Origin of the sequence: Listeria monocytogenes (assembly GCF_900187225.1) — a bacterium.
Lineage (GTDB): Bacteria > Bacillota > Bacilli > Lactobacillales > Listeriaceae > Listeria > Listeria monocytogenes.
In genome coordinates this window covers 1,462,105-1,475,693 of sequence record NZ_LT906436.1, presented here as the reverse complement: position 1 = coordinate 1,475,693, position 13,589 = coordinate 1,462,105, and the positions used below count along the sequence as shown (strand labels likewise).

Here is a 13,589-nt window from a genome sequence, read left to right as displayed (position 1 = left end):
ATATTTAGCTATGCTTGTTTTAGCTATTGTTTGTGCGAATTTTACAAGCTCTATCGTTCCCATATGTATTTGTTTGCTCGGTTTAATCGCTTTTATTAAAAAATCCAAAATTATCCTTCTTTTTGTCCTCATCTATCTTCTAACCTATAGCTTTTTATTTGTAGTAGAAAAATTCAATGCTTCCTCATTTACAGCGACTGAATATAGCGGGAACTGTCAAATTATAGATAATTTAAAAATTGATGGTGATAGTTTTCAAGCTTTTGTACGCTGCGAAAAAGAAAAATTTCAATTGAGTTATAAAATTACAACGGAAGAGGAACAACAAAAACTAAAAAAGCTCCATTACGGACAGTTTATTTCTGTTTATGCGAATGTAGAAACACCTTCCATCCATCGTAATCAAAACCAATTCAATTACCAAACTTATCTAAAGAACCAGAATGTACACTATATACTTCGAGCAAGTAATCTTGCTATTTCAGAACATTTCTCACCATCTTTCCTAATGAGGCTTCAAAATATACGTTTGAAAATAATTACCCATTTAACCGAAAAAATATCTTCAACTATTTCTCCTTATTGTCTCGCATTAATTAGTGGAGAAAAAAACGGTTTTTCCCCCGAAATGTATGAAGTTTATCAACAAATGGGTGTTGTTCATTTGCTAGCTATCTCTGGACTTCACGTGAATTTATTAATAGGGGCAATATATTTTCTCCTACTAAAATTCGGTATTACACGGGAGCGAGCCATCACTTGTCTACTTGTTTTCTTACCATTTTACGTCATCCTTACAGGAGCAAATCCGCCAGTCATACGAGCTGCTACAATGACAGCATTACTATTATTGTCAGAAAAATATACTACTAAATGGAGTTCGTTTTCTGCCATTTGTTTATCCTTTATTCTATTTTTTCTCTTACAACCGTATGTCATGAAAGAAGTAGGTTTTCAACTATCTTATACAGTGTCGTTCGGTATTATTTTATCGTCAAGGCAAATACTTGCCCAACAGCAGAACGCATTTACTAAGTCACTTTCTATTTCTTTCATTTCAACCATTATGTCGTCCGTTGTCATGATGTATCATTTTTATTCATTTTCATGGGTAGGGATATTCTTTAATTTAATTTATGTGCCTATTTTCACGATTATCATTTTGCCAGGTTGCCTAACTGTGTTTGTACTGTCTTTTTTTTCAGCAGAAATATTTCATTTTCCTGAAGTAGTGCTTACATTCTTTATACAATTGGTAGAAAAGTTAACCTACATTTTTGCCAAGATTCCGCATCAGACTATTGTAACAGGAAGGCCAAACATCCTTATACTAATGTTAATCATTATAACTATCATCATCTTCTTCAACCAGTGGCAGAAGAAAAAGTTTCCTTTTGGTATATTAATTTGTTTTTGTTTCTTATGTTATTTTTCTAGTTTTAATTTCAGTGGAAAAGTTAGTTTTATTGATGTGGGGCAAGGGGATAGCATTTTAATCCAACTGCCATACAATCAAGGGAATTATTTGATAGATACTGGGGGCCAACTACCATTTGAAAAAGAAGCATGGGCTAAGAAAAGAAAGCCATTTACAATTGGTGAAAGTACACTTACTCCAGTTTTAAAGTCAAAAGGAATTAATAGCTTAGATAAAGTAATTATTACACATAGTGATGCTGACCACATGGAAGGGCTTGATGATTTACAGAAAAACATTACTATTAACGAACTTATTTATGCTAAAGGAGCAGAAAATAAACCCATCATGAAAGAAGCTCTCGCTGCGATGCCAAAAGTGAAACAAACAATTATTTTGGCCGGGGCCAAGTGGCAAATTGGCGAAAACAGTTTCGAATGCCTATATCCCGATAAAGCAGGAGAAGGAGGAAATGATGACTCTATTGTATTAAAGGCAGTGTTAGATGATAAAGTATGGCTTTTTACTGGTGATTTAGAGGCGAACGGAGAGATGGGCATATCAGAACAACCTATCAAAGCAGATATTTTGAAAGTAGGGCATCATGGTAGCAAGACCTCCAGTTCCAAAGAATTTATTCAAAAAGTGAAGCCGACTTTTGCAGTTATTTCATGCGGGTTAAACAATCGCTTTGGTCATCCACACGAAGAAACTATCAATACGCTAGAAACGGCAGGAGTAACAATTTTACGAACAGATGTACAAGGCGAAATAATTTATACTTTTGGAAAAGGCTTTGAAGCGACTTTGAAATAAAACTTGCTATCTCTTATTTCATGTTTTACCATAGAAAGAGAAATAAGAGTGAAGCGAGGCGAAATGAATGCTGCCAGAATGGAAACGGATACGCTCCAAAAAAATAACGCCGGTGTATTTAATCATCGGTACAGAAGATTATATTATTAATGAAACGAAACAACTTTTAATAGATAATATTTTAGAAGGCGAAGAAGTTGAATTTAACTATGCCAATTTAGATTTAGAAGAAATGCCTATAGAAGTGGTCGTTCAAGAAGCGGAAAGTATGCCTTTTTTCGGTGATAAACGTTTAGTAATGGCTAATAATCCACTTTTTTTAACAACGGAAAAAAGTAAAAACAAAGTGGAACATGATACTGCAAAATTAGAGGCTTATCTCAATGAACCAGTTGATTATTCAGTATTATGCTTTGTAGCACGGGTAGAAAAGTTAGATGAGCGTAAAAAGCTTACTAAGTTACTCAAGAAAACAGCTACTGTTATAGAAGCTAAACGACCTAATGAGAATGAGTTAAAAAAATGGATTGAAGCAAAATTAAGCGAGAACAACATGCAAATGTCACAAGAGGCTATTACTCGACTGATAGAATTAACTAGCGGTCAGTTAACTACGGCCATGAATGAACTGCAAAAATTAATGCTCTACTGTTTTGATACAAAAGAAATTACCATTCAGGATGTAGAATCTTTAGTTGTACGTTCACTTGAGCAAAATATCTTCTTATTACTTGATAAGATGATTGCAATGGATATCAGCGGGGCACTTCGGATTTATTATGATTTATTAAAACAAAAGGAAGAGCCTATCAAAATACTGGCATTAATTTCTAGTCAGTTCAGATTGTTGAACCAATTAAAATTATTAGAACAACAAGGATATTCCCAGCAACAAGCCGCAACTAAATTAAAAGTGCATCCATTTCGCGTTAAGTTAGCATCAAAACAAGCGAAGAATTTCACGGAATTACAATTAAATCAAGCTTTAAAACGATTAGCTGAAATAGACTTGGAAATGAAAACTGGCTTTGGCGATAAAGAACAGAAACTCGAATGGTTCTTATTCGAATTACAGGATAATCGGCAGAAGAGAGTATAAAAAATAGCTTTGTCATTTAAGACAAAGCTATTTTTACAAACAAAAAACACCACACAAGGTGTGATGTTTTATACCGAACTCGGTATTATTTAGCTAATTTAGCAGCTAAGCGAGATTTGTTGCGAGCAGCATTGTTTTTGTGAATCAATCCTTTGCTCACAGCGCTATCTAATTTTTTCGATGCTTCTACGTAAAGATCTTTCGCGTTGTCCGCGTTGTTTGCAGCTGCTTCATCAAATTTCTTGATAGCAGTACGCATTGCAGAACGTTGAGATGCATTACGGCTGTTGCGAGTTTCAGCAGTTTTTACACGTTTAATTGCAGATTTAATATTTGGCATTCCATTCACCTCCGTCCAAACTAATGAGGTAGTATTTATTTCATATAACATACCTTTTTAAATTATATCAGAACAAATGCTATTATACCGAAATCACAGCCATATTGCAATAATACTTTCTATTTTATTTTAAATTTATCTGTAGTCATTGAATGTTAAGCGTTCTACTGATATAATCAAGGATAGCTTGCCATCGGATTTATGCGATGAGTTCTAATCAGGAGCTGGGGAAATGAACAAAGAAGAAATGAATGCAAGACAAAAGAAAATTAGAAACTTTTCGATTATCGCGCACATAGATCATGGTAAATCTACACTCGCTGATCGGATTTTAGAACAAACGGGTGCTTTGACGCATCGTGAAATGAAAAATCAGCTACTAGATTCGATGGATTTGGAACGTGAACGCGGGATAACCATAAAATTAAATGCTGTACAATTAAAATATAAAGCAAAAGATGGAGAAACATATATTTTCCATCTGATTGATACTCCTGGACATGTCGATTTCACCTATGAAGTATCAAGAAGTTTAGCTGCTTGTGAAGGAGCAATCCTTGTTGTAGATGCTGCACAAGGAATTGAAGCACAAACACTTGCTAATGTTTATTTAGCACTAGACAACGATTTAGAAATTTTACCAGTCATTAACAAAATCGATTTACCAGCGGCCGATCCAGAAAGAGTCCGTGAAGAGATTGAAGATGTTATCGGCTTAGATGCTTCCGACGCTGTACTCGCTTCGGCAAAATCAGGTATTGGTATTGAAGATATTCTTGAACAAATTGTTGAAAAAGTGCCAGAACCTTCTGGAGATGTAAACAAACCGTTAAAAGCGCTAATTTTTGACTCTGTTTTTGATGCGTACCGCGGCGTTATTGCTAACATTCGTATCATGGACGGTGTTGTAAAAACTGGCGATCGAATTAAAATGATGTCAAATGGCAAAGAATTCGAAGTAACTGAGGTGGGCGTATTCTCACCAAAGGCAACACCGCGTGACGAATTACTTGTTGGTGACGTTGGTTACTTAACAGCTGCAATCAAGAATGTTGGAGATACACGAGTAGGTGATACAATCACGCTTGCGAATAACCCCGCTGAAGAAGCGCTGGATGGTTACCGTAAATTAAATCCAATGGTTTATTGTGGTCTATATCCAATTGACTCCTCTAAATATAACGATCTTCGTGATGCTTTAGAAAAACTAGAACTAAATGACTCCGCTCTTCAATTTGAAGCAGAAACTTCTCAAGCATTAGGCTTCGGTTTCCGTTGTGGTTTCTTAGGATTACTACATATGGAAATCATTCAAGAACGAATCGAACGTGAATTTAACATTGATTTAATTACCACTGCTCCAAGTGTTATCTATCATGTAAACTTGACAGATGGTTCCAACATCGTGGTTGATAATCCTGCTGAAATGCCGGAACCTGGTGTTATTGAAAGCGTAGAAGAGCCATATGTAAAAGCAACTGTTATGGTTCCAAATGATTATGTAGGTGCAGTGATGGAACTTGCACAAAACAAACGTGGAAACTTCATTACGATGGAGTATTTAGATGATATCCGTGTGAGTATTGTGTACGAAATTCCATTATCCGAAATCGTATATGACTTTTTCGATCAATTGAAATCATCTACAAAAGGTTATGCATCCTTTGATTATGAATTAATTGGCTATAAAGCTTCCAAACTGGTGAAAATGGATATTCTCTTAAATGCAGAAAAAGTGGATGCACTTAGCTTTATCGTTCACCGTGATTTTGCCTACGAGCGTGGAAAAATCATTGTGGAGAAATTAAAAGAACTTATTCCAAGACAACAATTTGAAGTGCCTATTCAAGCAGCAATTGCAACGAAAATAGTTTCACGTTCTACTATTAAAGCACTACGTAAAAACGTACTTGCTAAATGTTATGGTGGGGACGTATCGCGTAAACGAAAACTCCTAGAGAAACAAAAAGAAGGTAAAAAACGCATGAAACAAATCGGTTCCGTTGAAGTTCCACAAGAAGCCTTCATGGCAATCTTGAAAATGGATGAATCGAAATAATAAAAAGGTTGTGCTGTGAGCTCACGTTCACGGCACAACCTTTTTATGTATGATACGGATAAATTAAATCATGTTTTTTCTTCTCCATAGTGACATAATTCCGCTCAGCAGTAATGACTTCTACGGCATCAGGAGATGAATACTTCGCAATTTTTACATCAACTTCTTTTAGATTTTCCGTTAATTTCTCTAAATTTTTCAAAACAACTTTCCGATGATCCAAGAGTAACTGTTTCCGAGCTTCAATAGAAACAGGTCCTTCCATCACGCAATCAATATATGTGCGGATTTGTTTCAATGGCATTCCTGTATTTTTCAAACAACAAATCGTATGAATTAAATTTAAATCTGATTCCGTAAACTCACGGTAGCCGGATTGGTTTTTAGAAACAAACGGCAATAAACCTTGCTTATCATAGTAACGCAATGTATAAATCGACAAATTAAATATTTTGGACACTTCTTTGATAGAATAAGTCATTTTAACCTCCAATAAATAATTTCCTTGCCCTACACTATACTCTAGGGTTTAAAGTAAGTATAAAGTTAATAAAGAAAATAAGCAAAATTAACTACTATTGGAGGAATTCACGATGAAAAACAACGTATTGGTAACAGGTGGGACTGGATTTTTAGGAATGCATATTATCTTTCAATTATTGCAACAAGGATACGATGTCAAAACAACAGTACGCTCTTTAAAAAGTAAAGAAAAAGTAATAGAAGTATTGCGAAATAATGGATTAGCAAATTTTACGAAGCTTTCCTTTGTCGAACTTGATTTATCTAAAGCTGAAGGTTGGGAAGAAGCTATGCGTGATTGTAAATATGTGTTAAGTGTTGCATCACCTGTATTTTTCGGTAAATTTAAAAATGAAGAGGAATTAATAAGCCCAGCAATCGAAGGTATTACAAGAATTTTGAAAGCAGCGAAAAAGGCAAAAGTGAAACGAGTTGTTATGACTTCTAATTTTGGTGCAGTTGGTTTTAGCAACGCGAACAAAAATAGCATTACAACAGAACAGTACTGGACAGACGAATTTACTAAGGGTTTGTCTGCATATGAAAAATCCAAACTAATCGCAGAAAAAGAAGCTTGGAAATTCATGGAAAATGAAACGGAATTAGAGTTTGCTACCATCAATCCGGTTGCCATTTTTGGTCCATCACAAAGCAATCACGTCTCCGGAAGCTTTGACTTATTAAAAAATCTGTTAAACGGTTCTATGAAACGCGTCATAAACATCCCGTTAAACGTAGTAGATGCTAGGGATGTTGCCGATTTACATATTCGCGCAATGATTACCCCAGAAGCAAACGGAGAACGTTTTATTGCATCAGCTGACGGAGAAATTAGTATGGCAGATATTGCGCATTTGCTTCAACGAGAACGTCCTGAGCTAGTGGATAAAATGCCGAAGAAAACATTACCAAATGCAGCTATAAGAGCAGCAGCTTTATTTAGTAAGCACGCCAAAGAAGGAGAGTTGATGATTAATATGAATCGCCAAATAAGCAATTCAAAAGCGAGAGATGTTTTAGGATGGAAGCCGATTTCGACAAAAGAAGAGGCCGTTCTTGCTGCAGTGGATAGTTTGGCAAAGTATGGTTTATTAGATTAAAAGCGAATCCTGCACAAAAGCACTGAAAAATATGTTAAACTGACTAATGGATAACGAAGCAAATTTTAAGTGCAAGGAATTGATAAAAATGATAAATACAAACCTATCGAGTAATGAAAGTTCCGCGGTATATATCCATATTCCGTTTTGCGAACATATTTGCTTTTACTGCGATTTTAATAAAGTATTCTTAGAAGGACAACCGGTCGACGAATACGTAGATTTACTGATTAAAGAAATGGAATTAACAGTCGCAAAAGGACCAATAGCACCAGTCGACACGGTATTTGTCGGTGGAGGCACACCTACAACCTTAAACGAAGCGCAAATTGCGAGACTCTGCACCGCCATTCATAACACTCTGCCGCTCAAAAAAGATATCGAATTTTCGTTTGAAGCCAACCCAGGAGATCTTTCGCTATCTAAACTACAAGCAATGCAAGATCACGGAGTTAATCGTATTAGCATGGGTGTTCAAAGCTTCAACAATGAACTTCTCAAAAAAATTGGTCGCATTCATACTGTAAAAGATGTTTATCAATCCGTCGAAAATATGCGCAAAATCGGATTTGAAAATGTAAGCATTGATTTAATTTTTAGCTTGCCAGGACAAACAGAAGCCGATTTCCAAGATACATTAAAACAAGCGCTTGACCTTGATTTACCGCATTACTCTGCGTATTCACTGATCATCGAACCAAAAACGATTTTTTACAACCTTATGCAAAAGGGAAAACTTTTCCTTCCTGGTCAGGATGCTGAGGCAAATATGTACGATTTACTTCTCAACGAAATGGAAAAGCACGGTCGTAAACAATATGAGATTAGTAATTTTGCTAAAGAAGGATTTCAGAGTAAACACAATATCACTTATTGGAGCAATGAACATTACTACGGATTTGGCGCCGGAGCACATGGCTATGTAGGCAATACACGCTATAGCAATTTCGGCCCAATCAAAAAATACATGGAACCTTTGCAAGAGAATATACTCCCAACATTTCAACAAAAAGAACTTACATTAAAAGAAAAAATGGAAGAAGAAATGTTTTTAGGACTTAGAAAAGTGGACGGCGTGGATAAAAAACATTTCAAACAAAAATTCGGCCAAGATTTAGATGCAACATTTGCGAATGCAATTCAAAAAACAACCGCAAAAGGCTGGCTCGAAAATAACGAAGAAAATGTGGCGCTTACAAGAAGTGGAAGATTTTTGGGAAATAATGTATTCCAAGAATTCCTCTAAAACCGCACTATTTGACCTATTTTGACCAAACAATCCTACTTTAGTCTGAAATCGAGTGTTTTCGGTTGACTAAGGTGGAATTGTTTGGTAAATTTATACTTGTATTTAGCACTTGACGTTATGGAGTGCTAAAAGAGGTGATTGCTATGTTAACAGAAAGACAACTTTTGATTTCCCGTGCCATCATCGATCATTTCACTTGGACTATTCAGCCGGTTGGATCAAAGAATTTGCTGAAAGAAAAAGGTTTGCCTTATAGTTCCGCGACTATCCGTAATGAAATGGGGGTCCTCGAAGAATACGGCTTTATTGAAAAGACGCATTCTTCGTCGGGACGAGTTCCATCAGAGAAAGGATATCGCTTCTATGTCGATTACTTACTCCAGCCAAAAAAGCTAGATAAATCCGACAGGCAAATGATTCGATCCTTCTTTTCAGAGAATTACTACGAAATGGAAGGACTTATCCAAAATTCAGCATTAATGTTATCCGATTTAACCAATTACACGTCCATCTTGCTTGGCCCTGAAGCGACGAAAAATCATTTAAGTGGCTTTAGATTTGTACCAATAAATAATTTTCAAGCAATGCTCATATTAATAACTGATCAAGGACATGTTGATAACCATCTTGTGACAATACCGGAAGGCACAACGCTCTCCGATATTGAACGTATGGTCAACATTTTAAATGAACGGCTAGTAGGGCTTTCGCTTGATGATTTAAAAGTACAAATACCAATGGAAGTAAAGGAATTACTTGGAAAGCATGTTAGAAATTACGAAAGCTTTATGCATGTATTTTCCGATTCTTTTGCTCAAGCAAGTCAACAAAAAGTGTATTTCGGTGGAAAAACGAATATTTTAAATCAACCGGAATTTCATGACATTAATAAAGTCCGTGAGATGCTTCATTTGATGGAAGAAGAACAAGATGTGTATGAATTGTTTAGGGATATTCCCGATGGTCTTCAAGTGAAAATAGGCCGCGAAAACAATAATAGTCTAATGGAAGATTGTAGTATCATTACAGCGACGTATAATATTGCTGGCGAACGTGTTGGCGGTATCGTACTCCTAGGGCCCACAAGAATGGAATATAGCAGAATGATGGGACTCGTTGATGTAATGAGTCGAGATTTAACCGATGTGTTAACCAAACTTTATCGTGATAACCAAAATTAGGAAGGCTGAAAAAGCATAAGTTTTTTCAGGAGGTGGCTAAAGTGTCTGAGAAAAAGAACAAAAAAGAAAGACTAGCTGATGAAATCGAACAAGAAGAATTAAACATTTTAGATGAAGCAGAAGAAGCTGTTGAAGAGGAAGCTACGGCGGATACTTTAACGGAAGAACAAGCAAAGATTTTAGAGCTTGAAAATAAACTTGATGAAGTTGAAAATCGCTATCTTCGTATGCAAGCGGACTTCGAAAATGTCAAAAAAAGACATATTGCAGACCGTGATGCCAGTCAGAAATATCGTTCGCAAAGCCTAGCGCAAGATTTACTTCCTGCACTAGATAGTTTTGAAAAAGCACTTGCAACGACTTCTGATCAAGAAGAAGTGAAACAAATTTTAAAAGGAATGGAAATGGTATACAACCAAATTCTTATTGCTTTTGAAAAAGAAGGCATTGAAGTAATTCCGGCTGTCGGCGAACAATTCGACCCGAATTTCCATCAAGCCGTTATGCAAGATAGTGATGAAAATGCAGGAAGCAATGAAATCACTGCAGAACTTCAAAAAGGTTACAAACTAAAAGACCGGGTTATACGCCCATCTATGGTAAAAGTGAATCAATAAAAAATAATTACTGAATAACAGGAGGAAATAACAATGAGCAAAATTATCGGAATTGACTTAGGAACAACAAACTCTGCAGTAGCAGTATTAGAAGGCGGAGAAGCTAAAATTATCCCTAACCCAGAAGGCGCACGTACAACACCTTCTGTAGTTGGTTTCAAAAATGGCGAACGCCAAGTAGGTGAAGTAGCGAAACGTGCTGCAATCACTAACCCAAATACAATTAGTTCCATTAAACGTCATATGGGTACTAACTATAAAGAAACAATCGAAGGAAAAGATTATTCTCCACAAGAAATTAGTGCAATCATTTTGCAATACCTAAAAAGTTATGCAGAAGACTACCTTGGCGAAACTGTAGATAAAGCAGTTATCACAGTCCCAGCTTACTTCAATGATGCACAACGTCAAGCAACAAAAGACGCTGGTAAAATCGCTGGTCTTGAAGTAGAACGTATTATTAACGAACCAACTGCAGCAGCACTTGCTTACGGTATGGATAAAACAGAAACAGACCAAACAATTCTAGTATTTGACCTTGGTGGTGGTACGTTTGACGTATCTATCCTTGAATTAGGTGACGGCGTATTTGAAGTACACTCAACTGCTGGTGACAATGAATTAGGTGGAGATGACTTCGATAAAAAAATCATCGACTATCTAGTAGCAGAATTCAAAAAAGACAATGGTATTGACTTAAGCCAAGATAAAATGGCACTTCAACGTTTGAAAGATGCAGCTGAAAAAGCGAAAAAAGATCTTTCTGGTGTAACAAGCACACAAATCTCCTTACCATTTATCACAGCTGGGGAAGCTGGTCCACTTCACTTAGAAGTAACCCTTACTCGTGCTAAATTTGATGAACTAACACATGACTTAGTTGAACGTACTATTGCGCCAACTCGTCAAGCATTAAAAGATGCAAACCTATCTGCAAGCGATATTGACCAAGTAATTCTAGTTGGTGGATCTACTCGTATTCCTGCAGTTCAAGAAACAATCAAAAAAGAATTAGGCAAAGAACCTCATAAAGGTGTAAACCCAGATGAAGTTGTAGCAATGGGTGCTGCAATTCAAGGTGGCGTAATCACTGGTGATGTAAAAGACGTTGTACTACTTGACGTAACTCCATTATCCCTTGGTATTGAAACAATGGGTGGCGTTATGACTACACTTATCGAACGTAATACAACTATCCCAACATCTAAATCACAAACTTTCTCTACAGCAGCTGATAACCAACCAGCCGTAGATATTCATGTACTTCAAGGTGAACGTCCAATGGCAAAAGACAACAAAACATTAGGTCGTTTCCAATTAGCGGATATTCCGCCAGCACCACGCGGAATCCCTCAAATCGAAGTATCATTTGATATCGACAAAAATGGTATCGTAACAGTTCGCGCGAAAGACCTTGGAACTGGTAAAGAACAAAACATTGTTATTAAATCTTCTTCAGGTTTAACAGACGAAGAAATTGAAAAAATGGTTCAAGATGCTGAAGCTAATGCTGAAGAAGATAAAAAGAACAAAGAAAACGCTGAACTTCGCAACAATGCAGACCAATTAGTATTCACTGTAGATAAAACTTTGAAAGAATTAGAAGGCAAAGTTGAAGAAGAAGAAGTGAAAAAAGCAGAAGCAGCTCGCGATGAGCTACAAGAAGCGCTTAAAGGTGAAGATTTCGATGCTATTAAAGAAAAAACAGAAAGCTTAAACGAAATCGTTCAAAATCTATCTGTTAAATTATACGAACAAGCTGCAGCAGAACAACAAGCGGCAGGCGGCGCAGAAGGTCAAGAAGCTCCTCAAAATGACGACGTAGTAGACGCTGAATTTGAAGAAGTAAATGACGACGACAAAGAAAACAAATAATCTTTTTTAAGGTAAGGATAACGAGTCAAAGTCTACTGTGGCTTTGACTTTTTATCTGAAATAAAGTTTTTACAACATCTCTTTCAAATGTTACAATACGTTAGGACTATAAAAATCTATCATGGACAGGAGTGATGGCGGATGGCAAAACGAGATTACTATGAAGTGCTTGGTATTTCCAAAAGCGCCTCAGCGGACGAAATAAAAAAAGCTTACCGGAAACTGTCCAAACAGTATCATCCGGACATAAATAAAGAAGCAGGCGCTGATGAAAAATTTAAAGAAATATCAGAGGCTTATGAAGCATTAAGTGACCCACAAAAACGTGCACAATATGATCAATATGGGCATGTAGATCCAAACCAAGGCTTCGGCGGAGGTGGTGCAGGTGGCGGCTTTGGCGGAGGAGGATTCTCTGGATTTGAAGATATCTTTGACACATTCTTCGGTGGCGGCGGGCGTCAACAAGATCCAAATGCCCCAAGACAAGGTAGCGATTTACAATATACAATGCGCCTTAAATTCAAAGAAGCTATTTTCGGTAAGGATGCAGAAATCGAAATTCCTCGTGAAGAAAACTGTGATACATGTCACGGTTCCGGCGCAAAACCAGGGACAACACCTGAAAAATGTAGCCATTGTGGTGGTAAAGGTTCCATTAACGTGGAACAAAATACCCCATTTGGTCGTGTAGTTAATAAACGGACATGCCAATACTGTAATGGTACTGGTAAAGAAATCAAAGAGAAATGCCCAACTTGTCACGGTAAAGGCCGTGTAACTAAAACGAAAAAAATCAAAGTGAAAGTTCCAGCTGGCGTGAACGACGGGCAACAAATGCGTGTATCTGGTGAAGGAGAAGCTGGTATTAACGGCGGACCTAACGGCGATTTATATGTGGTGTTTGTCGTTATTCCAGATGAGTTTTTCGAACGTGAAGCAGACGATATTTACGTAGAAGTCCCAATCACATTTGTACAAGCTACATTAGGTGACGAAATTGATGTGCCAACTGTTCACGGTAAAGTTCGTTTGAAAATTCCAAGTGGTACTCAAACAGGAACAACTTTCCGCTTACGTGGTAAAGGCGTGCCGCATCTTCGAGGAAATGGAACTGGCGACCAACATGTAATCGTCAAAGTCATCGTTCCGAAAAAACTAGATGATAAACAAAAAGAAATCTTGCGAGAATTTGCTTCCACTACTGGAGACAAAGTAGACGAACAAACCTCCGGATTTTTTGACAAAATGAAACGAGCTTTTAAAGGCGATTGATGAACGTAGAGGTCGATAGTTGTGCAAGAAGCAACCATC

11 protein-coding genes are annotated in these 13,589 nt (G+C 36.9%); 9 read left to right on the top strand and 2 right to left on the bottom strand.

The annotated features are described in order from the left end of the window. Positions 1 to 10 precede the first annotated feature (10 nt). Entirely contained in the window at positions 11 to 2,233 is a 2,223-nt protein-coding gene (locus tag CKV70_RS07515; protein ID WP_003721990.1) for a DNA internalization-related competence protein ComEC/Rec2, read from the top strand. 67 nt (positions 2,234 to 2,300) lie between these two features. Continuing rightward, positions 2,301 to 3,332 carry a DNA polymerase III subunit delta gene (gene holA, locus CKV70_RS07510; protein WP_003721989.1) on the top strand — a complete coding sequence of 344 codons (1,032 nt, stop codon included), beginning with the start codon at positions 2,301 to 2,303 and terminating at the stop codon, positions 3,330 to 3,332. Between the two features lie 85 nt (positions 3,333 to 3,417). Here the strand turns inward: holA and rpsT are convergent, their stop codons facing one another. After that, entirely contained in the window at positions 3,418 to 3,672 is a 255-nt protein-coding gene (rpsT, locus tag CKV70_RS07505; protein ID WP_003726526.1) for a 30S ribosomal protein S20, read from the bottom strand. A 232-nt stretch (positions 3,673 to 3,904) separates the two neighbouring features. Between rpsT and lepA the strand changes: the two genes are divergently transcribed. Further along, positions 3,905 to 5,731: a translation elongation factor 4 gene (gene lepA, locus CKV70_RS07500; RefSeq protein WP_003721987.1), complete on the top strand. Its 1,827-nt coding sequence runs from the start codon at positions 3,905 to 3,907 to the stop codon at positions 5,729 to 5,731. 43 nt (positions 5,732 to 5,774) lie between these two features. On the opposite strand, the gene CKV70_RS07495 is transcribed toward lepA, so the two are convergent. Continuing rightward, positions 5,775 to 6,212 carry a MerR family transcriptional regulator gene (locus tag CKV70_RS07495; RefSeq protein WP_014600838.1) on the bottom strand — a complete coding sequence of 146 codons (438 nt, stop codon included), beginning with the start codon at positions 6,210 to 6,212 and terminating at the stop codon, positions 5,775 to 5,777. 112 nt (positions 6,213 to 6,324) lie between these two features. Between CKV70_RS07495 and CKV70_RS07490 the strand changes: the two genes are divergently transcribed. The 6 genes from CKV70_RS07490 (at position 6,325) to dnaJ (ending at position 13,550) form a co-directional block, all read left to right on the top strand. Further along, complete coding sequence (locus CKV70_RS07490; RefSeq protein ID WP_014600837.1) at positions 6,325 to 7,353, top strand: NAD-dependent epimerase/dehydratase family protein; 1,029 nt, start codon at positions 6,325 to 6,327, stop codon at positions 7,351 to 7,353. A gap of 88 nt (positions 7,354 to 7,441) precedes the next feature. Further along, the gene (hemW, locus tag CKV70_RS07485) at positions 7,442 to 8,599 is read left to right on the top strand and encodes a radical SAM family heme chaperone HemW (RefSeq protein WP_014600836.1); all 1,158 of its coding nucleotides are present in this window, start codon (positions 7,442 to 7,444) and stop codon (positions 8,597 to 8,599) included. A 146-nt stretch (positions 8,600 to 8,745) separates the two neighbouring features. Next, positions 8,746 to 9,783, top strand: coding sequence for a heat-inducible transcriptional repressor HrcA (gene hrcA / locus CKV70_RS07480; RefSeq protein ID WP_031695694.1), 1,038 nt, complete (start codon positions 8,746 to 8,748; stop codon positions 9,781 to 9,783). A gap of 41 nt (positions 9,784 to 9,824) precedes the next feature. After that, complete coding sequence (gene grpE, locus CKV70_RS07475; protein WP_003721982.1) at positions 9,825 to 10,400, top strand: nucleotide exchange factor GrpE; 576 nt, start codon at positions 9,825 to 9,827, stop codon at positions 10,398 to 10,400. A 33-nt stretch (positions 10,401 to 10,433) separates the two neighbouring features. Then, positions 10,434 to 12,275, top strand: a complete 1,842-nt coding sequence (dnaK, locus tag CKV70_RS07470; RefSeq protein ID WP_003721980.1) for a molecular chaperone DnaK — start codon at positions 10,434 to 10,436, stop codon at positions 12,273 to 12,275. Between the two features lie 141 nt (positions 12,276 to 12,416). Continuing rightward, on the top strand, positions 12,417 to 13,550 hold the full coding sequence (gene dnaJ / locus CKV70_RS07465) for a molecular chaperone DnaJ (RefSeq protein ID WP_010990134.1): 1,134 nt from the start codon (positions 12,417 to 12,419) through the stop codon (positions 13,548 to 13,550). Positions 13,551 to 13,589 lie beyond the last annotated feature (39 nt).